The organism is Candidatus Protochlamydia phocaeensis (genome assembly GCF_001545115.1).
GTDB lineage: Bacteria > Chlamydiota > Chlamydiia > Chlamydiales > Parachlamydiaceae > Protochlamydia_A > Protochlamydia_A phocaeensis.
In genome coordinates this window covers 44386-63315 of record NZ_FCNU01000029.1, presented here as the reverse complement: position 1 = coordinate 63315, position 18930 = coordinate 44386, and the positions used below count along the sequence as shown (strand labels likewise).

Genomic DNA, 18930 nt, shown 5'->3' with positions numbered 1-18930 from the left:
AATAACGTATAACCAAAATTTTCTCGATTAAAGAGATCTTGAAAAAGTCTTTCCAAATCTTCTTTTTCGCTTTTGGGCATCGCATCAAGAGCTTCTCGAATACTTTGATTTCCAAGTAAATAGAAATCGAATAACATCAACCAAACAAAAATTAAATAATGCAACTTTTGTTTATAATTATGGAAATTTTTAATTATAAAAGTTGTCATTTTTAATAACCATGAATTATTGTGTTTAATTTTAATATCGAGACCATCCACATAGTCCACAATAATCTATACCAATGTAATTTTCATAACGACAGTCTGGATTTCTACATATCCAAGTTTCTTGTCTTCCTCTTCCAGCTTGAATATCCTGAATTAAAACGAAAACTCCATTATCATCGCAGGATAAATGCTGAATAGGAATTAAGTTTTCTTCACATTTGATATAAATCTGATTTTGCGAAAGATAAATGCTATCAGGTCGAATGTATGCCTTGTCTTCAATTATTGTTGCATGATTCAAAAGGAAAGCAATCTCTGAATATTCCGTATCTATATCTGGACCATTTTTGAAAATTAAATCATGATTAGCCAAGCAAGATGCCGAATAAAGAAAGAAAGAGAGAAAAAAAGCACTAAAAAATTTAAATTTTTGATTCAAGTTTCTCATAAATAGCCTCGACAAGTATGTTTAGAAAGATAGTAGCAGAGTAAGTATCAATCAATTTTTTATCAATATTATTTTAAAATTCACTCCTGAATATCTTCTTGAATGCAAGGCAGCTTCCTAGTTAAATCATAACTTCTAGGGCAATTTAAACCATCTTAGACAGCTTGTCGATACGCTCTTGTCGAATAATCACAATAATTTTCGAAAAAAGATTTCACACTATTAACAAAAACAGCTTCCGGGAGATGGTAATACCATTCTTTGCCAGATCCTTCAACACGACAATACTTTTCAGTAATTGTCAATTCACTCCACCCATATTGCCGCTTAAATTCATCTGCGAAGGCTTTATTTCTACAATCATTTTCTCTACAAGGTTGTGTACCTTTATTTAGAGCCCCTCTTACATAAGCGCCAATACTTTGCGGCATAGGCACATTACTGTCTTTCTTTGCCTTTTCAACCTGCTGCCAGTATACTTGAAGGGCAATTTTTATTTTTTCAATTCCAAAATGCTTAATCCACCAAGTCGCATGATTTTCTTCTATGGGATCTCCTTTTTCTGGATGAAGACGAAGAAGATAGGAGAGAAATTTTTGTTCTTCTGAGTTAAAAGACTCCTTCCAATCTGGTTTTTTATAGGGCTTTTTGAAGTCTTTCTTAGTTGTTTGAGAGTTCAAAGAAGAAGGTTTTATGATATTTCCTGTTGCCTTCCTCTTTTGAATCTCATTTTGAAAGGTCATCGATTCACTCCTATCATTGATCTCAGATACAGACAACGAAGTCAATGAAGTTTGTGTATTTGTATTCACATTTTTTTTAGGTCCTCCTTCGAAATTTTCACTCCCCTGGTTTGAAATTTCGGAATAGGGTAAAGAAGATTGAGATGAAGGAGCTTGATTCTGCTTTTCTTCCTTTATTGGCTGTATATTGTCATTTAAGGCTTTTCTCACATATTTTCCGATATTTTGAGGCATTGGCACTGTTGAATCGTTTTTAGCTTTTTCAACGCGCTCGCAATAGACTTGCAGGGCAACTTTAATTTTTTCAATTCCGTAATTTTTAATCCACCAGGTAGCATGATTTTTTTCAATAGGCTCCCCCACTTCAGGCTTAATGCTCAGTAAGTAAGCTAGGAATTGTTTTTGTTCAGCCGTGAATTTGAGCGACCAATCTTTTTCTTTTACAATCTGTGGCTGAGGTGGGATAGGGAGATGATCCTCTTTAGAAGATTTCGCATCTAGCTTTGATTGTGAAGGAATAGCATTAATTTTAAATAAGGTACAATCAGAAGAATTTGAATTCGAAATAGAAGCAATTTTCTCAGGACATATGCCTATGTGTAGGACATTATTGAGTTGATATCCTCCTACAACGATATCTCGAAATTCTCGATAAATAAGACCTTTTTCCTCTAAAAAAGTCAAAGCACTTCTAATTTGTCCATCACTTAGACCAAATTTTTCTCGAAAATATCTGTAACCTAGTTGTAGAAGGTCTTCTTTAAATTTCTTTCCATATCCAACAACCTGTTTGGTGTTGATATCATAGCGAGGAACAGGTCTATACCAATAGACAATGTCAGCTAAAATTAATGCCGCGTTAGTTTGAATTTTATTTTTCTCATTTCTGAGATGCAAATACCATTCATTAGGAATAATATTTCCTTCTATGGAAATTTTACTCATTTCCACAACAATTTGATTAATTTCATAAATCATTGAAATGCTCCTGATTTACAGGAGACGAAAAGAATCAAAGTACAAACAATTAAAGATAAATCCTTAATTTTAAGTGTTTTAAGTAAATAAAACTACAAAAAACAAAAAACAAAAAAACTTAAACAAATTTTCTTGATTAAATGTTTTGTACTTTGATAATATTAAGACTATAAGACCAGTGGGGGTTAACCACAGCTTTTAGCCATAAAAGGTGCCAGCCTTTTATGGCTTAGTCATTTTATAGGCTTTTCTTTTACGTCTCATCTTATTTCATAAATTTTCTTCTTCATTAAATTGATAAACTTTAATTCTGCCTAATCCCTAGCAGATACTTCAAGCGCTTCACTTACAACTTTTGTTTTATCTAAGCCAAACTCTATAGAATTATCTTGAATTTGATTTTTCATCCAATCATTGAGTAATTCTCGGTGGAATTTCCAATTTTTACCCATTTTAAAGGCTGGAATTTTACCACTTTGAACATAACGGTATAAAGTTGTTTTGGATACTCTTAGAAATTGAGCAGCTTCGTCAATATTTAATATATCTGACATGTTCAAGCCTAGTTGTTAAGGTAAATTTGAATAAAAACAGAAAAAAAATTTAAGGTCAAGGTTCAATTTAGCCTTTGATGAACGATTCTATTCTTTGTTAGTCTTTGCTGATATTTCTTTTAAATTGATTGCGACAAAATGTGACTAAAAAAGACGATTGTATTAGAGAGCAATGCTTGCGACAAATTGTGATTCATTGCACCAAAAAGTGATTACATGCGACAAAATGTGATCAAAAAAAAATTTTTTCCTAAAGAAAATTCGCGACAAAACGTGACTGGATTGCGACAAAATGTGACTGTTGCGACAAAATGTGACTATTAAATCGGAATTTCATCAAGAGAAATAGAAGAATTGAAAACGAAAAATAGCAGAATTATAAGACGTTTTGCGACAAAACGTGACTGCTAAATATTTTTAGCTTTTATTAAAATTTTGTCTCTTGCCAGTACATAATTTTTATGGTGATGACAAATATGCAATGTTATTAGAAAATGAAAGTGATTTCAATTTTGCGACAAAATGTGACTGATAAAATAACCAAGAGAAAAATATGAGTAAAGATTCTGATACACTCATTCAACAGCCTACAACGGTACCAGAGCACGCAACGGTAATCAATCTACATTCTGTAAAGAATTTACTCGGTCACGAAAATCAACTGACGTTATTCAGCGAGCATAATGTTGAAAATTTTAGTAAAATTTATGGAATTAAAGTAAAAAGCAAAATTGATCGTTTTGGAATAGAATTGAATGAAACCCAAGCGCGTGTAATGGAAGGAATATTAAGGGGATTTTCTGAAACGAATTATAAGGGAAATCTTGAACCAAAAAATAAAAAGCAATTGGTTCGAGATCGTTATGCGTTTGGCGACTTGCCTTCTACTTATAAATATGTGAATGAAATTCCATGCTTAAAAGCCACTCAGTCTCAAATATTAGCATGGGCAGGAGTAAACAAAAACAGCATAGCTGAAAAAGAAAGAGCTGTTGAAGCCCTTAAACATTTGGGAGTGGCACAATATTGTTTTTATTATGACCGTTTAGCTTTAGATAAGCATGGTATGCCAGAGAAAGACTCGGAAGGAAAATGGAAAAAAGAAGAAGTAATTGCCGTTGATACTCTTTTTGTTATAAAAGAGATACGCGATCAAAAAGATGGGTCTCTCGAATATTATGAAATCATTCCTAGTCCAATTTTTCTTGATCAGAGGGAAAGCTATTTTATGCTTATTCCCTATAACTGGCGTGAAGAGGTAAGAGAGCTAGTTGGCAATAAAAGGGCATCTTCTTATACATTTCGCTTTCTCCTTTTTCTCAGGTATCAATATGAATTAAAACGTCGTCATCAAAAAGATGAAATGAAACCCTTTACAATTAGATGGGGATGGGAAGAAATTGCTATTGCCATTAAAATGCCTGAATCAGTTTATAAACGGAAAAAGGATAGAGCTAAAAAAATTCTGGATGATGCTTACTTTGTCGCTAAACAATTAGGTTACCTGAAAGATTATAAAAGAGAAGTAGCGGTTGATTGCCTGATATTGAATGAGGAGAAGTATTATCCCAAGAAGGATAGTGATAAAATTGAATCACAAGACATCACTAGCAACTATTCTTCGGAAGCTTTTCAACTTTTCCAGCTGTTTCACGAAGAGAAAAGTAAAAAGGCCCCTACACATAAGCTTCCAAAGGGAAAAACTCAAGATTTACATCTAATAGAGTTTGAAAAACTCCTTAATCTTTATTGTTTTTCCAAAATTCGCGATGCCATCACTTTTGGATTTGGAAAAAAACAATGGATAACTCGAATTAGCACTCCATCAAAATTAAGAGAAAATTTTAACACCCTACTTCATCAGCTGGAAAGCTTAACTTTATTTTAAAAGTTGAATCAATTTCTATAAATACAGCTTCAGCTTTTAAATTTAAAGCTTACTACTATTTGATTCTGAATCAGCACATATTGATGCCTTCACCATATCTTGCAGAAGATGTTTTGCCTGCTCTTCATCTTTATCAAGTTTATCAAAGATTGCCTCTAAGAACCATTGCTTTTTGGAGAAACTTGAGCGAAACTTTTTGATTACCTCAACCCTTTTTTCAATCTCAGCATGGGTTTCAAGATCAATTTTAAAATGAAGATATGTATCACTTAGCATCTCATTAGAAAGAGAGTTTTTCTCTCTTTCTAATTTTTCTGAAATGGCCTGTTCCATCCAGCTTTGTTTGGAGGAGATGGGACTTCCTATCGTTTTCAGTAACTTTATGTGTTTGGAAATTCGTTTAAATAGATTTTCCCCTATTCGAATGGAATAACTTTTCAGCTGTTCTAAAAGATCTTTTTGTTTGTCAGTATCGTTCTTATCCAAATTCGACTCCGTTTTGCCTTAAAATATAAGTTTACAAGATTTTAAACAAATCTTCTTTAGAAAAGCCTTCTAGAATACGTATGAAATCTTTAATTCAATTAAAGACATCTTGAAGAATTGATTAAGATCATAAAATCTTGGGTCTAAGTAAGAAAATAAAAATATGAAATAATATTTCGATTCCGAAATAAAATTTCGGTTGCGAAACATAAAACTTGTTTGGTACAACTAAAATTTATATAAAATTTGAGGCAGGAGGCCTTATGAAAAAGAGAGAAATAATTGCTTTAGCGTGCTTAGGAGTGATGATGGCAGCTGTTATTCCTGCTGATTTATTAGCCGAGACGACCGATTCATTTGACTTTGCCGATTCTTTGAAATCCAATTCGGCTAAAATTCAAAATCTATTTTTAGGAAACTTTGCTCCTCTTTTAGGAGTGGTTGGCGGAGTATACGGTATATATCAATCCGTGATTCATAGTACTCCTCAGCCCTTATTTACGTATGGGGGGATTGGATTAGCCGTCGGTTTTATGCCTACGTTTATAAAATCCGTTTTTAATCTCTCTACTATGCTCTTGCCTTAACAATAGCTAGAACAAGATGAATGGTAGGAACTATGTTAAATAACAAAGGCATGCCTTGATGAATGCACAGCGGCATTATATATTTAAGACGCTTGATAATCCAATGAGAGTGGTTTTTTGGAGTATTGATGAATTTCTAATTATGGTCATTCCACTTTTTATTGGATTTATCTTGGCCAACGTTTTAATTCTCTTATCAGGCATCGTTCTTAAATTTTTTTATGCCAAGCTTAAAAAGAAAAATTCTAATCAATCATTCAAACATCTTCTGTATTGGTATCTTCCTACTCATAATTTGAAAAAGCAAGGTATCGTAAAAAACTTTCCTGATTCACATGTAAGGGAATTTCTTCTATGAATCAGGTTTTTTTAGAGAAAAATATTCAATTTCTTATTTTCCAGCGTAATATTTTTGCCGCTATTTCGATGTTGCTATCCATTGCCTTAATCTTATCCTCAGTTTTTCTATTCTTCAAATCGGATCGTATAGTGATTGTTCCTCCTGTTATAGAAAAAGAATTTTGGGTGGATTCAAATGGCGTTTCTCCAACTTATTTAGAGCAAATGGGATGTTTTTTAGGGCAACAATTATTGACAAAATCCGCTTATTCCGCTCCTATGCAACGAGCCATTCTATTACGTCACGCGGATGCAAGCTACATTGGAATTCTTAAGCAAAAGTTATTAGAAGAAGAAGAATTGTTAAAAAAGCAGAGCACTTCTTATGTCTTTTATCCTATTGAAACTAAAGTTAATCCTAAAACTTTGGAAGTTATCCTAAACGGAGAACGCCAGGTCTATATTGCTGGCAAGCAGATTTCAACAGATAAAGAAGCATATATTCTTCAATTCAATTTTTCTGGCTCAAAGCTATTACTAAAAAGAGTCGCATTCTTTGATCGATCTTCTGATGGGGGATCTAATGATTAAGCGTCTCGTAGTTTTAGCTTTGATGTCTATTGCGTGGATCGTGACTGTGCCAGCAGTTACGTTCCACGATTTAGATACTACGAGGCCCCTTAGATGTATTTTTTCCCTTAAACATCATAACCGTATTATGGTCGATAATGGGCGCGTTCGAAAAATTATTTTTCCCGAAGAAAATTTATCTATTCGATTAGAAGAGCATAGTGGGCAAGCATTTATTTATACAATTGGACAATTAATAAAGCCTGTAACTCTAGCCGTTATTACCGAATCTGGCCTTGTCCAAGACATAGAAATCGAATTCGCAGATAAAGCAACAGAAGTCGTTATTTTAAAAGAGCCAATTATTGAATCTGAAAGTGGGGAATTGAACGAGAAGGAATGTAATAATGATTCATTAAAGGAATATGACGCTCCTCAGTCACTAGTTGATACCATATTTCTCGGACGCATTCCAGAGGGGTATGCCTCTTGCAGCCTTTGTCGTACTTTTTGGCAGATAAAATCAGGAATTCAAGCCACTCCTATTGTCAAATTAGAAGGAAAAAAAGACTGCATCTATATTTACGAAATTTCTAATACCGCTAAAAGGCGTCTAAACATTTCTGAAGAAGATCTCGAAATAGAAGGATGCCAGTGGATTTGCTTAGAAACAAATCAGATTCGACCAAAAGAGAAGATCTTGGGAATTGTTTGTGTAGGGCTACCATGATTGAAAAAGCACAAGCTATTTTAAAGAGGCAAAAGACCGTTCTCTTAGGCGTAATCGGAGCTTCAATTATGTTTATGGGCACCTATTATTTAATAGCCGGAGGAGGTTACGAACCACCAGCCTCTTCTTCATCTAAAGCAGCTATATCCTTGCCTGGAGATAAGGTTAATCATCAGGAGATTTGGATGAATCAAATTGAGGCTCAAAATAAAAAACATGAAGCGCAAAACCAGCTTCTAGAACAAAAGTTGAATTTGCTTCAAGAGCTCATCCTTGACCAAAAAAAGAAAGAGCAGGAAATCGAGATTGAAAAAAGCGATTTAAAAAGAGAAATCCATCGGCTGAAACAAGATATAAAAAATATTTCTGAGAAAACCGAGCAGACAAACAATCTGCAGTCAGTTGCTTTTAATACTCAGCAAGAACAAACATCTTCCCCTCAAGAAAAAGGAAGGGGGGATCATTCTTTCATTGCTTCGGACTCCTTTTCTTTTACACAGGATCCCTTTTATCAAATCGGAAATTCAGCCAATCAAAATCCTTCACCTATGGACATAACAAGACCTCCTTTGAGTGAAGCTGTCATGGAAATAGAAAAATCCGATCCGCGCAAACAAAAAGTAGAGCCTATTGAAGGAAGAATTTTTGCAGGAACAACGGTCAAGGCTCTTTTAGTTTCTAGTGTGGATGCAGTCTGCGGCGTATTTTCCAATAGCGATCCTACTCCAGTGAAACTTCGCATTCTCGATGACGGACATTTACCCAAGCATCTGACCGCTAAGCTCAAAGGCGGCCTCATTATTGGAAGCGCCTTTGGAAATCTTTCTAATGAACGTGTTTATATCCGATTAGAAAGAATGTCACTCTTTAATCCTAAAGGAGAAGGTATTGAAATGGAGGTGGCTGGCTATGTCAGTGGAGAGGATGGGCGATTTGGTTTAAGAGGAACAGTTATTGATAAGTCAACCAAGATTATCAAAAATGCTGCCTTTTCAGGTTTTTTAAGTGGTACAGGTCAAATACTTCAATCAGCTGTCAGCAAACGCCCTGTCGATTGTTGGAATAATTATGCTGTTGGGACGGATATATTGAAACAAGGCTGTGCAACAGGAGCTGGCAATGCTTTCGATATGTTAGCTGATTATTACATTCGCAGGGCTGAACAAGTGCAGCCTGTTTTACAAGTCAATGCCGGACGCATTGTCGATATCACTTTTACTTATGGAACTTCTTTGGGGGATTTGCATGTGAAGGAGCAAATCAAAGAATGTCGTAAGCGAAGTCGTCAAAGGGAGTGAATGAGATGAAGAAGATCATTCTAACTTTAATAGCCTCCCTTAGTCTTTTTAAAGCCCATGCGATCGAAAGGTTAAACGAAGAATACTTAATTTCTTATGGTGATCCGAATGCTCGCGTACAGGTCGTCCACTATTTCTCTTTTTTATGTCCGAATTGCATCAGCCTTTTTCAACGCGAATTTAGTGAAATTAAGGCCAAATTTTTAGATACAAAGAAAGTCCACTGGATTTTTCATCCCGTACCGATGGATGTTTTAACTTTCCAAGGAATGGTTTGCTTGCAAAAGCTGACCCCTAAGGAGAAGCGCATTTTTTTAGAAGCCATTTTAGAAGAAACTGCTTTAGAAGATCCAACCTTGTCAGCGATTATGATGGAAAAGGCAATGGAGGTATTTAACAAGCCCATTCCTAATCTGCAAGATAAAACCTATCTATCTTCTATACCCGCCTTTAAAGACGCCTATTCCTTCGTTACGCAACAAGAAAAGATCTTGGCAATTCCCACTGTTGAAATTAATGGAAAGCTTTACTCAAAAGATATTCCAGAGGTCGAATTTATTGAACTAAAATTAAAAGAGTTAGGAGAAGTTAAAGATGAAAGCTAGAAATTTCTTAAACTCGCGTCTCTTCCTCTTATCCCTCTCTTTACTGAGCTCATGCGCTATTTATGAAAATGATTTCGATTGTCCTCCTGATATAGGAGTCCCTTGTACATCTAGCTCTGATATAGAAGCGATGATTATTGAAACAGATAAAGGTCCCGATATTTTTCTTGGAAAGGACACCAATATTGAAGTGGTTTGTGATAACGAAACTTGTCCACAAAAGCCATCCATTAAAAATAGTAGCCAGCAAAGGCGAATTTGGATAGCTCCTCAGCTTACTCATTTGGGACATCAAGTTGATGGGCATTATATTTATTCCACATCTCAATTGAAAAATAACCGAGAAAAGGTCAACCCATCTTGTAATGAGTATCCTTCCCTCAATCAATCCTTTCCTGCTGATCATATCGAAGATTGTGGATTTTCTTATCCACCTATATATGAGGAAGAGTAAACCATGTTGGAAATGCTTAATAAATTTGGAGAAAAACTCAGCTATCTTCTTGGTGAGCCTGAAATTGGCCTTAAAGGATATTCCAAAGAAGGAATTAAACAACTAAAGAGAGTTTTTGAAGGATATTCGTTTGCCGATGTTCTTCCCTATCAAGCCTATGATTTAGAAAGCGGCTTATTTATCGGAAAAAACAGCGCCGGATTTGTCATAGAAACCTCGCCACTTTTAGGTGCAGATGAATCCATTCAAAGAGAAGTTTCCAGCTTATTTGAAGAGATTCTGGAAGAGGATGCTTCAATTCAATGCCTTTTATGGGCCGACCACCGCATTAATCCTCTTCTGGATGAATGGCAAGCATCCAGAGAACATACGGATGAAATTTTTCGAGAAATAACAAAAAGACGTGCTGAATTTTTTAGGAGCAATAATCATCTCTCTCCCAGGATCTATCGTTTCATTTTATCTTATTCAATTACTCACAAAAATTTAGATGCAAAAGGCTTGGAATCTTTAAATGAAAAAAAGGAAAGAATCTTAAAGATCCTTAGCTCCTTTTCCTATGCCTTTACTTGGACGGTCAATCAATTCTTAGAGACTGTTGGTGGCTTGATTAATTTTACTAATGACAGCTCCGTAAAAAAAATGCAATGGAATCGCTATGAAAGTCTTGCTAATCAATTGACTCAAGGGGGCAGCCTCAAATGGAATGAAGACGGAATAGAGTGGAAGAATGAGACTGAAATGCTCTTTAAAAGCTTCCGCGTTGTCAATACTCCCGAGTATTGGTCTTTAGCCCAAATGCAATTGTTAATTGGAGATTTGATTCGGGATACCTATCGAGTTAATTTTCCCTTCTTTTTACACTATGGTGTGCATTGTCCAAAGCAATCGAAGTTAGAAAATAGTTTTTGGCAGCGTTCACAATTTGTTGAAAAGCAAGGACGATCGCTCTCTTTACTGAGAATGATTCCTCAATTGGGAGCTGAGCTAAAAGAATGTGATGCCGTCAGGCAAGGCATACTCCAGGGAGGACGGTTTGCCTGGACTCAACTATCTGTTGGAGTATGGGCTTCGCCTAATCAAATTGCTCAAGCTGAGCAATCGGTAAAAAGTTTATTTAGAATTAACCAATTCACCTTAACAGAAAATCGCTATCTTCATCTTCCTCAATTTCTTGCGATTTTGCCGATGACCTGGGCTGAATATGCTTCAGAACTTAAAAGCTTAGGTGGACTGCTTAAGACGACTCTTACCACAGAATGCAGTAATTTTGTGCCTTTGCTTGGGGAATGGAAGGGAACCTTTTATTCGCCAGGAATGCTCCTAATTGGTAGACGAGGACAGCTAATTAATTGGAATCCATTTGATAATAGAGGGGGAAATTATAACGTCCTTGTTGTAGGCAAAAGCGGATCCGGAAAATCAGTTTTCATGCAAGACTTGCTATTAAGCGGACTAAGTACTGGATCGAAAGTCTTTATTTTGGAAGTTGGCCGAAGTTTTGAAAAGATGTGTGATCTTGTTGATGGACAGCATATTCACTTTTCCAAGCTCTCTCCAATTTGCCTCAATCCATTTACGCATATTTCATTAGAGGATGAAGAAGCTCGGAATGATTCTTTCAGCTTTCTCAAGACAGTAATCTCCTGCATGGTAGATCCTAAAGAAGGCACAACACGCCATCAGGAGGGATTAATTGAAATGGCTATTCGGAAGTCTTGGGAGAAAAAACAAAATCGATCGACTATTACCGACGTTGTCGAATGGCTTTCTGTACAAAATGATAGCGTTGCTAAAACACTTAGCATCATGCTTATGTCCTATACTAAAGACGGAATTTACGCCAAGTATTTTGAGGGGGAAAACAATATCAATTTCACCAATCCTATGGTGCTCATTGAATTAGAAGAACTCAAAGAAAAGAAAGACTTGCAGGCTGTTGTCCTTCAACTTTGCATCATGACCATTACCAACCAAGCCTTTTTAGGTGATCGTAAAACTCCTTTTTACATCTGCATAGATGAAGCCTGGGATCTTCTAAGAGCAAAACAATCTGGTATTTTTATCGAAACATTAGCCAGACGCTTACGCAAGTATTTTGGATCGCTTGTCATAGGGACTCAAGGATTTGATGATTTCTTTACAACGCCAGGTGCACAAGCAGCATTTGATAATAGCGATTGGATGTGTCTCCTTAAACAAAAAGAAACATCTATTTCTAAGTTAAATCTTTCCGAGCACAAAAAAAAGATGCTGGAGAGCTTATCAAGTCCTCATGAAAATTTCAGAGAAGTCATGATATGTGATCCAGATGGAAATTATCCGGTAGCCCGCATCGTGTTAGATCCTTTTTCAAAGTTACTTTATAGCACTAAGCCAGAAGAATATGCTCAATTAAAAGAACTTAGGAAAAAAGGGCTAAGCATTTCAAAAGCAATTAACCATTTATTGAACGGTTATGGAAAATTCTAAACCTCTTTTTAAACTTGTCCTGATATTTTATATTCTTCTAGCAGTCTTTATGGTTTGTGATTGGGCTTGGTTGGGACTTCGCTTCAATCAATCTGATAGCTTGCCCTTCTACTTCTTTATAAGCGCTAAAATTAAAAATGCAGAAGACCTTAAGATTGAAAAAGGAATGTATGTTTCATTTCGTCATTCTCTTTCCATTGTCAAAGTGGCAAAGCAGATAGCGGGAATGCCAGGCGAAGAGATCACGTACAAAGACGGTCATATTTATATAGGAGATAAAGATTGGAGTGTCCTTGATAAGACACGATCAGGCATCCCTCTTTCTCCTCAAACAGTAGAAAGAATTCCTCCTGATTATTTCTTTGTGGTAGCTACACATCCTAAAAGCTTTGATTCGCGATATGATGAATTTGGCCTTATCAAAAAGGATCAAATTATCGAGGTCTTATGGCCACTCTTTTAAAAAGCTTCTTCATTCTATCTTTTCTCTTGAGTATGGTTTTTCATATCTGTCTTTATGCCAAAGATTTAGGGGTTTGTGGACATACTTTTCCTGTAAATGAAGATAATATAATTCAATTGATAGCTAGGCGCATTCAAGAATTAAGCCAAGAAGAAGTACTTCTTTTTCAAAAAGGTATCAAAGATCGATTTGTACATTCTTATCGGAGTTCAAAATCTCTCGATTCTGTCAAAGAAGCTACCACTAAGCGTACGTTCTATTTTGATCCGACTCTTGTAGTTAAACAAGACATTTTAGATCAGAAAGGAACTATCATTGTAAAAGCTGGGACTTCAATTAATCCCCTTGAGCTAACTTCTTTGACTCAAGATCTTCTATTTTTGGATGCAACTCAAGCTGCGCATTTAAAGTGGGCTAAAAACAATACAAAGAAAGCTAAATGGATTTTGGTTCGCGGTCAACCATTTGAGCTTGAAGAAAAAGAAAATCGACCAATCTTCTTCGATCAAGGAGGCTTTTTAATCACAAAATTCAATATAAAATGCATTCCAGCCCGCGTCTCGCAAGATGGCTTACGTCTTAAAATAGAAGAAATTCCTGTTAGAGAGGCACTATGCAATCAATCATAAGTGTCTTACTTTCAATTTTACTATTTTCATCTTGCTTAGCCGAAGAGATTAAATTTCAAGTTTCTAAATCTTTTTCCGAATCATTATTTGAGAGCTTTCAATTACCTATTAAGGATCCTAGTTGGGACCAGCCAGCCCTTCAAGGATCAGATCAGGAAGTTCAGGATTGGTTAAAGCAGCAACTTAGAGAAAAAAAACAAGAGCTTGGTTTAACCCCTAATCGATCACCCTCTCACGAGATTTCTAGAGGGCAATGCCAAAAATGCTTAGCAGCTAAGCCAAATGAGGACATCGAGTTTCCACTCGTTGTTTTTATGTCTTTTTCTATGCCAGAAGCCGTATGGCTTGCTTTAGGGCAAGAAATAGAGAAATTAAACGGAATAATGGTTTTACGCGGAGTGCCCAACAATAGCTTTAAAGAGTTAGCTAATCGCTTACTAAAGCTTAAGCAGAATGGATTAAATGCAACAATTCAAATTCATCCTCAACTCTTTGAGCAATATAATATTGATCAGGTTCCTTGCTTTTTAGTCCGTGATAAAGAAAGCCTAGACAAGGTTTTTGGTAATATATCCTTAAAATTTGCATTAGAGTTAATGGCAAAAAAAGGAGAGACCGCTCTCGCTAAAGAATTAAAGGACAAGCTGCTATGAAACGACTGAAAGGGATAATTTTATTTTTCATGGGTTTATTCTTTTTCCAGTCAGAGGCAAGCGAAGGAAAGTTTGTTAATCCTTTTACAGATGTTTGTTGGGAATGCCTTTTTCCCATAACAGTAAGCAGCGTAAACATCACGCCTGGGTATAAAGATTTCGCTAATTATGATACCTACGTTTGCATGTGTGCTGGAACGCCTCCAAAAGTGGGAATCCCGCTCTCATTTTGGGAGCCGACTCGCTTAGTGGATGTTACTCGCCATGCGTACAAATTGATCGGTTTAGGAGGAGTATCAGTTGGAAAAGAGACGATAAAAAATCGAGGGACAACTGGACTTTTGGCTGATGGTCCTGAACTGTACAGTTTCTATCATGTCCATTGGTATACCTATCCAATTTTTAGTTTATTGGGCCTCTTTGCTGACTTTACTTGTATCGATAAAGGAGATTTAGATCTTGCCTATATGTCCGAGCTGGATCCAACCTGGTTTGATGATCAACTCGCGTTAATCACTAATGCGGAAGCGGCACTCTTTGGCAATCCTTTAGCTCAATTATCTTGTCTTGCAGACTGCACGGCAGCCAATGCAAATAAGCCCGTCGATAACCTGTTTTGGTGTGCTGGTTGCGAAGGATCGCTTTATCCTTTTACTGGTACTGTTTCTCATCACGTTGGTGGAGTTCAAGCAAGCTATCTCTTAATCCAGCGTTTGATTGCAAAACTTCATCGTACAGGTTTTATCAAAGGCTATGAGGAAAAAGATTTTTGTGAAGCTTCATATATGCCTATTATCAAGAAAAGCTTGTACAAAACTCAGATGGTCTATCCTGTTCCTCAAACAAGCGGAGACTGTCACACCCTAGGCAAAAGCGATGTTATTTGGGGCCAAGGAAAATCCTTTCCCATTAATGGAGAAGACTTTGTCTATTTAATTTGGACAAAAAAACAATGCTGTTTAGATGCTGTTAAGCCTGCGGCCACAGCTGGAGGTGTGGGATGGTAAGACACCTTTTCATCTTTTTTATCTTGTTGGCTATTCCTTGCTTTGCTGATAAGTCCATGAAATCTTTACTGGATGAGGGTAAATCACTTGGCAAAAAAAGAAGCAAAGAAGCTCAGGAATTTTCTAAACAGATTTCTGCGGATGATTTGCTTCCATTGGATCAAAAAGGGAAGAAATTTGATTCAGAAACTGCCAAGAGACAAATTAAAACTGGCTCATCTCCCGATTCTGAAGTTTTAGATTTGGTTTTGAGCGACGAAGTCTTTAGAAATATAAAAGAAAATAAAAATTTTCATAAGGATGAACTTTTCTTAAAGCGCTCAGAAGAAATTGCCAAGTATGCCAAAGACAATGAAGAAATAGAAGAAGAAGAGCATCTTGAATATACATTTCATCAATGCAAGGAATTTGGCGATCCTTTTTTGGTTACCTTAACAAGGGAATTGTTCCTCCAAGTCTCGGCTAATCATCAAACTTGCCAAGGTCACGAAGAGAAAATCTCTCATCCTTCTCAAGGAGATGCTGCTAAAACATTGCAAAAATATAAGACGAAGCTTTCAAAAGATCCCACTATTCAATGGTTTGATGTTCAAATCACAGGAGGAGGTATGAGAGCCAGCTATATTGTTGTAGCCAAGTGGAAGCACTATGACGGGGTAACCATTTGTGATCACTGTCAAGGTTTGGCTCAAGTGACTCAAGAACAGTGGATTTATGATGATCCAAACCTCATTCTTTTAACTCAAGGTCCTGATTGTACATTAATCGAGCAGGTATGTTTGGATCCCAATACGACTAAAACCATCAATGGACTTCTAGTGACGCGCAAATGCTGGAAGGAAAGAATGACCTTTTTCTATCAATTCCCTCAAATGAAAGACTGTCTTTTCTTAAAGAACAATTCCTGCGAACAAATTGAACAAAATTGCCTTCAACCCACCTCATTTGGTTGTGCGTTATGGGAAAAAACATTTAAGTGCTTTTCAAAAATTAAGAAAATAAAAAGCAGCAAAGGCGATGTTTTTGGTTTTGATGGAAGTCATTGGGAGACAGATTATGAGCCCAATCGATCCTTTGCAGATGTCGCAATTAAATTATCTATTTTTGAAGAAGCAGAAAAAGATTTGAAGCAAGCCAATGCCTTTGATGCAACGAAATTAACCATTTTTAAAGGCGAAAAATTTCAATGTAGCAAGAATGTGGCAGCCGACTTAATGTACGATTGCTGTTTTAGCTATTCAGGCCTAGCAAAACAATTTGGTTTGAGCAAATGCACAGCCGATGAAATTTCTCTAGCTGAAAGGCGTGAAAAAGGGCTTTGTCACTACGTCGGCTCTTATGAAGAAAAAATGCTCGATATGTGGAAAAGCCGGGATGAACATGTGTTTTGTTGTTTTTCTACCAAACTAGCTCGTGTCCTTCAAGAAGAAGGAAGGCAGCAGCTACATAAGGGTTGGGGCGAGTCCAAACATCCTGATTGCGGAGGATTTACGATAGATGAACTGACTAAACTCAATTTCTCCAAAATGAATCTTTCTGAAGTCTTTGATAAGTTGCCCCGCAAATTGCCTGATGGATTCGATCAGAAAATAGAAGCTTTTCAAGACCGCATTAGAGAACAAATTGATAGCGAAAAAAAGGAACGAGATGAAGATTAAACTCGCTTTCCTATTCCTATCTATGGCTTTAGTATTACCCTTTTGCCTTTCTTTTCTGGAAGGGGGTTGGCTTGATCGCAAAGCAGAAGGGTGGGCCTGGTATGAAGATGTAGATGAAGATAAAAAATTGGAAGAAATACCTGTTAGTGCCCCTATTCCCTCATCTCCTGTTTTGACAACAGAGACCAAGCTAGCTCCTGTCGAAGAAATTGCCAAGGTAAGAAAAGAATTAGAAGAAAAACTGGCAGAAGCCCTTTTGCAGCCTAATCCTGAAAATGTTGCAACTTATATGAAATTACAAAAAAGGTGGATTGATCAATCTGGCCTATTTGCCCAAACATGGGCACAGGTATTATTAGAAAACCCTTCCTTAGATGAAACGGTCAAATTTCCTATTTCTCAATATGGCATTCAAGTTCAAAAACAGATTCTTCAAGAGCAAAAAGACGCCTTAATTAGGCAACTAGCCCAAGAAAGAGGACTTTTTTTCTTTTACGAAGGAAAGAGCAAGGCCTCTATCATCTTTGCCATGGTGGTTAAAGAGTTTGCCAAACGGTATGGTTGGACTGTCTTAGCGGTTGCAATTGACGGGATCAAAATAGAAGGATTTCAAAATAATCAACCTGATAATGGAATTTCCAAGAGCTTTGGTGTCGAGGTAACGCCTTGTCTTTATGTCGTACATCCACAGTCACGAGAAGTTGTACCCATTTCCTTTGGATTATCCTCCTTAAATCAAATTGAGGACAATATTGTCTTGCAATTCACAGAAGAGGCATCCCTATGATTAGAAGAATTTATGGTTTTCTCTGCTATGTCTTTTTAGCCTCCTCTCCTCTTTGTGCTGATCTCAATAAGGAAATGAATCACTTTTTTCATCAATTCGGCTCTACTTCCAATGTCAATTCAGCAGAAATTTATAATGGACAAAAGGCTGGCTATATGACAGGAGGCGGAATTTCTATTAGAAACCGCGTCATGAATACCAAATTGGCAACAGTCAGTCTGCCCCGCTTTGATGCAGGATGTGGAGGCATTGATATTTTTGCTGGAGGCTTTTCTTTTATTAATCATAAGCAATTAGTTCAAACTCTCAAAAGCATTGGCAGCAATGCGAAGGGATATGCATTTTTACTAGGTTTAGAAACTGTTTCTCCACAGACAGCAAATACAATCAAACAGCTTCAAAGCTGGGCAAACAACATTAATGGAATTGGAATCAATAGCTGCGAGACCGCTTCTCAATTAGTAGGTTCTGTATGGCCTGCTAATACAGCAGCCAGTCAGCAGATTTGCCGGTCTTTGGGAAACAAGGATGGGAAACTTTTCTCAGACTTCATTGACGCTCGCCATCAATGTTCTAATCCTAAAGGATTTGACGCTGTTATGGAGGAATTACAGAGCGATGAGAAATACCGGAGCATTTTAATGGGTGACTACAACATTGCTTGGGAAGCCATGCAAAAGCAGGAATTTTTGAGCAGAGAGGACAGTAAGCCGTTAAAAGAGCTTCTGATGAGCTTGATGGGAACCATCATTGTAAGAAGAGAAAAATCAATTGAAATTGAAAGATGGCCAAGCAAGATTGAAGATGAATCCTTCTTGAAAGTTCTTTTAGATGGTGGTCAAGCAAATGGGTATAGCTGTGGGGTAGATCCCAAGAAAAAATGTTTAGTGGTAGTTGAAAAGTCTATAAGAATAGAGCCTCCTAATGCATGGATCGGCAAAGTCAAGGAAAGGCTGATTAATATGCAGAATAAAATTATAGCGGACGAGGAAATCGATAATTCGGAAAGAGAGTTGTTAGATAAATCACGGCTTCCCCTGTACAAAATCGTCAATGTCTTGACAGCTTATAAAAAGGGATATTGTCCAATCGATTTGTATCAAGTCGCTGATATCGTTGCAATGGATTTGCTTATTCAATACCTCAGGGAAGCAGCTATCATTGTTCGGGAAGGATGTACTCACTTAAGGCGCGAACAGATGTTTGCAGCTCCCATTGATGATTATTTAGTGGAGCTTGATCGTGTTGAACAAAACATTCGCTATTATGAGACGCGCGCCATGACTCAAATGGAGCGTGAGTTTCAAATGATGCACAAAATTGACATGATTGAAAATCAGATTGCTTCAGAACTTATTCTAAATTAAGAGGA

21 protein-coding genes and 1 pseudogene are annotated in these 18930 nt (G+C 36.7%); 16 read left to right on the top strand and 6 right to left on the bottom strand.

The window, feature by feature from the left end:
• The 5 genes and pseudogenes from BN3769_RS15075 to BN3769_RS15305 all read right to left on the bottom strand — a co-directional run.
• The coding region (locus tag BN3769_RS15075; protein WP_228840683.1) for a hypothetical protein at positions 1 to 209 on the bottom strand (209 nt) is incomplete at its 3' end.
• 31 nt (positions 210 to 240) lie between these two features.
• Positions 241 to 657 (bottom strand): hypothetical protein, encoded by a 417-nt coding sequence (locus BN3769_RS11300; RefSeq protein WP_068470657.1) that lies wholly within the window; start codon positions 655 to 657, stop codon positions 241 to 243.
• Between the two features lie 155 nt (positions 658 to 812).
• Positions 813 to 2378 carry a hypothetical protein gene (locus BN3769_RS11295; protein ID WP_068470655.1) on the bottom strand — a complete coding sequence of 522 codons (1566 nt, stop codon included), beginning with the start codon at positions 2376 to 2378 and terminating at the stop codon, positions 813 to 815.
• A 314-nt stretch (positions 2379 to 2692) separates the two neighbouring features.
• Positions 2693 to 2932 (bottom strand): helix-turn-helix domain-containing protein, encoded by a 240-nt coding sequence (locus tag BN3769_RS11290; protein WP_068470653.1) that lies wholly within the window; start codon positions 2930 to 2932, stop codon positions 2693 to 2695.
• Positions 2933 to 3268: 336 nt separating this feature from the next.
• Positions 3269 to 3301, bottom strand: a pseudogene (locus BN3769_RS15305) (hypothetical protein).
• A gap of 184 nt (positions 3302 to 3485) precedes the next feature.
• On the opposite strand from BN3769_RS15305, the gene BN3769_RS11285 reads away from it, so the two are divergent.
• Positions 3486 to 4820, top strand: coding sequence for a hypothetical protein (locus tag BN3769_RS11285; protein WP_068470651.1), 1335 nt, complete (start codon positions 3486 to 3488; stop codon positions 4818 to 4820).
• A 42-nt stretch (positions 4821 to 4862) separates the two neighbouring features.
• Here BN3769_RS11285 and BN3769_RS11280 read toward each other — a convergent pair whose 3' ends face one another.
• Positions 4863 to 5306 carry a hypothetical protein gene (locus tag BN3769_RS11280; RefSeq protein ID WP_068470649.1) on the bottom strand — a complete coding sequence of 148 codons (444 nt, stop codon included), beginning with the start codon at positions 5304 to 5306 and terminating at the stop codon, positions 4863 to 4865.
• A 263-nt stretch (positions 5307 to 5569) separates the two neighbouring features.
• Between BN3769_RS11280 and BN3769_RS11275 the strand changes: the two genes are divergently transcribed.
• From BN3769_RS11275 to BN3769_RS11205, 15 genes are read left to right on the top strand one after another with little or no spacing between them, the layout of a single operon-like run.
• Complete coding sequence (locus BN3769_RS11275) at positions 5570 to 5893, top strand: hypothetical protein (RefSeq protein WP_068470647.1); 324 nt, start codon at positions 5570 to 5572, stop codon at positions 5891 to 5893.
• Between the two features lie 58 nt (positions 5894 to 5951).
• Positions 5952 to 6251 (top strand): type IV conjugative transfer system protein TraL, encoded by a 300-nt coding sequence (gene traL / locus BN3769_RS15300; RefSeq protein WP_068470645.1) that lies wholly within the window; start codon positions 5952 to 5954, stop codon positions 6249 to 6251.
• On the top strand, positions 6248 to 6823 hold the full coding sequence (gene traE, locus BN3769_RS11265) for a type IV conjugative transfer system protein TraE (RefSeq protein WP_068470643.1): 576 nt from the start codon (positions 6248 to 6250) through the stop codon (positions 6821 to 6823). The genes traL and traE overlap by 4 nt, the downstream gene beginning before the upstream one ends.
• Positions 6816 to 7532, top strand: a complete 717-nt coding sequence (locus tag BN3769_RS11260; protein ID WP_068470642.1) for a TraK domain-containing protein — start codon at positions 6816 to 6818, stop codon at positions 7530 to 7532. The genes traE and BN3769_RS11260 overlap by 8 nt, the downstream gene beginning before the upstream one ends.
• Entirely contained in the window at positions 7529 to 8830 is a 1302-nt protein-coding gene (locus BN3769_RS11255) for a TraB/VirB10 family protein (protein WP_068470640.1), read from the top strand. The genes BN3769_RS11260 and BN3769_RS11255 overlap by 4 nt, the downstream gene beginning before the upstream one ends.
• Before the next feature lie 5 nt (positions 8831 to 8835).
• Positions 8836 to 9435, top strand: coding sequence for a thioredoxin domain-containing protein (locus BN3769_RS11250; protein ID WP_068470638.1), 600 nt, complete (start codon positions 8836 to 8838; stop codon positions 9433 to 9435).
• A complete protein-coding gene (locus tag BN3769_RS11245; RefSeq protein WP_068470635.1) occupies positions 9425 to 9889 on the top strand; it encodes a hypothetical protein in 465 nt (154 codons plus the stop codon). The genes BN3769_RS11250 and BN3769_RS11245 overlap by 11 nt, the downstream gene beginning before the upstream one ends.
• Positions 9890 to 9892: 3 nt before the next feature.
• Positions 9893 to 12361, top strand: coding sequence for a type IV secretion system protein TraC (traC, locus tag BN3769_RS11240; RefSeq protein WP_068470633.1), 2469 nt, complete (start codon positions 9893 to 9895; stop codon positions 12359 to 12361).
• Positions 12348 to 12824, top strand: a complete 477-nt coding sequence (locus BN3769_RS11235; RefSeq protein ID WP_068470631.1) for a S26 family signal peptidase — start codon at positions 12348 to 12350, stop codon at positions 12822 to 12824. Before traC ends, BN3769_RS11235 begins: the two co-directional genes overlap by 14 nt.
• Complete coding sequence (gene traW / locus BN3769_RS11230) at positions 12809 to 13453, top strand: type-F conjugative transfer system protein TraW (RefSeq protein WP_068470629.1); 645 nt, start codon at positions 12809 to 12811, stop codon at positions 13451 to 13453. Before BN3769_RS11235 ends, traW begins: the two co-directional genes overlap by 16 nt.
• A complete protein-coding gene (gene trbC / locus BN3769_RS11225; RefSeq protein WP_068470627.1) occupies positions 13438 to 14106 on the top strand; it encodes a type-F conjugative transfer system pilin assembly protein TrbC in 669 nt (222 codons plus the stop codon). Before traW ends, trbC begins: the two co-directional genes overlap by 16 nt.
• On the top strand, positions 14103 to 15113 hold the full coding sequence (locus tag BN3769_RS11220) for a TraU family protein (RefSeq protein ID WP_068470625.1): 1011 nt from the start codon (positions 14103 to 14105) through the stop codon (positions 15111 to 15113). Before trbC ends, BN3769_RS11220 begins: the two co-directional genes overlap by 4 nt.
• A complete protein-coding gene (gene traN, locus BN3769_RS11215; protein WP_068470623.1) occupies positions 15107 to 16771 on the top strand; it encodes a conjugal transfer protein TraN in 1665 nt (554 codons plus the stop codon). The genes BN3769_RS11220 and traN overlap by 7 nt, the downstream gene beginning before the upstream one ends.
• A complete protein-coding gene (traF, locus tag BN3769_RS11210) occupies positions 16761 to 17558 on the top strand; it encodes a type-F conjugative transfer system pilin assembly protein TraF (protein WP_068470621.1) in 798 nt (265 codons plus the stop codon). Before traN ends, traF begins: the two co-directional genes overlap by 11 nt.
• Complete coding sequence (locus BN3769_RS11205) at positions 17555 to 18925, top strand: conjugal transfer protein TraH (RefSeq protein ID WP_068470619.1); 1371 nt, start codon at positions 17555 to 17557, stop codon at positions 18923 to 18925. Before traF ends, BN3769_RS11205 begins: the two co-directional genes overlap by 4 nt.
• Positions 18926 to 18930: the final 5 nt, after the last annotated feature.

What these genes read in the sequence shown, in the direction of transcription:
- BN3769_RS11300 (WP_068470657.1), bottom strand. Translation starts at nt 657, where the DNA reads ATGAGAAACTTGAATCAAAAATTTAAATTTTTTAGTGCTTTTTTTCTC.
- BN3769_RS11295 (WP_068470655.1), bottom strand. Translation starts at nt 2,378, where the DNA reads ATGATTTATGAAATTAATCAAATTGTTGTGGAAATGAGTAAAATTTCC.
- BN3769_RS11290 (WP_068470653.1), bottom strand. Translation starts at nt 2,932, where the DNA reads ATGTCAGATATATTAAATATTGACGAAGCTGCTCAATTTCTAAGAGTA.
- BN3769_RS11285 (WP_068470651.1), top strand. Translation starts at nt 3,486, where the DNA reads ATGAGTAAAGATTCTGATACACTCATTCAACAGCCTACAACGGTACCA.
- BN3769_RS11275 (WP_068470647.1), top strand. Translation starts at nt 5,570, where the DNA reads ATGAAAAAGAGAGAAATAATTGCTTTAGCGTGCTTAGGAGTGATGATG.
- traL (WP_068470645.1), top strand. Translation starts at nt 5,952, where the DNA reads ATGAATGCACAGCGGCATTATATATTTAAGACGCTTGATAATCCAATG.
- traE (WP_068470643.1), top strand. Translation starts at nt 6,248, where the DNA reads ATGAATCAGGTTTTTTTAGAGAAAAATATTCAATTTCTTATTTTCCAG.
- BN3769_RS11260 (WP_068470642.1), top strand. Translation starts at nt 6,816, where the DNA reads ATGATTAAGCGTCTCGTAGTTTTAGCTTTGATGTCTATTGCGTGGATC.
- BN3769_RS11255 (WP_068470640.1), top strand. Translation starts at nt 7,529, where the DNA reads ATGATTGAAAAAGCACAAGCTATTTTAAAGAGGCAAAAGACCGTTCTC.
- BN3769_RS11250 (WP_068470638.1), top strand. Translation starts at nt 8,836, where the DNA reads ATGAAGAAGATCATTCTAACTTTAATAGCCTCCCTTAGTCTTTTTAAA.
- BN3769_RS11245 (WP_068470635.1), top strand. Translation starts at nt 9,425, where the DNA reads ATGAAAGCTAGAAATTTCTTAAACTCGCGTCTCTTCCTCTTATCCCTC.
- traC (WP_068470633.1), top strand. Translation starts at nt 9,893, where the DNA reads ATGTTGGAAATGCTTAATAAATTTGGAGAAAAACTCAGCTATCTTCTT.
- BN3769_RS11235 (WP_068470631.1), top strand. Translation starts at nt 12,348, where the DNA reads ATGGAAAATTCTAAACCTCTTTTTAAACTTGTCCTGATATTTTATATT.
- traW (WP_068470629.1), top strand. Translation starts at nt 12,809, where the DNA reads ATGGCCACTCTTTTAAAAAGCTTCTTCATTCTATCTTTTCTCTTGAGT.
- trbC (WP_068470627.1), top strand. Translation starts at nt 13,438, where the DNA reads ATGCAATCAATCATAAGTGTCTTACTTTCAATTTTACTATTTTCATCT.
- BN3769_RS11220 (WP_068470625.1), top strand. Translation starts at nt 14,103, where the DNA reads ATGAAACGACTGAAAGGGATAATTTTATTTTTCATGGGTTTATTCTTT.
- traN (WP_068470623.1), top strand. Translation starts at nt 15,107, where the DNA reads ATGGTAAGACACCTTTTCATCTTTTTTATCTTGTTGGCTATTCCTTGC.
- traF (WP_068470621.1), top strand. Translation starts at nt 16,761, where the DNA reads ATGAAGATTAAACTCGCTTTCCTATTCCTATCTATGGCTTTAGTATTA.
- BN3769_RS11205 (WP_068470619.1), top strand. Translation starts at nt 17,555, where the DNA reads ATGATTAGAAGAATTTATGGTTTTCTCTGCTATGTCTTTTTAGCCTCC.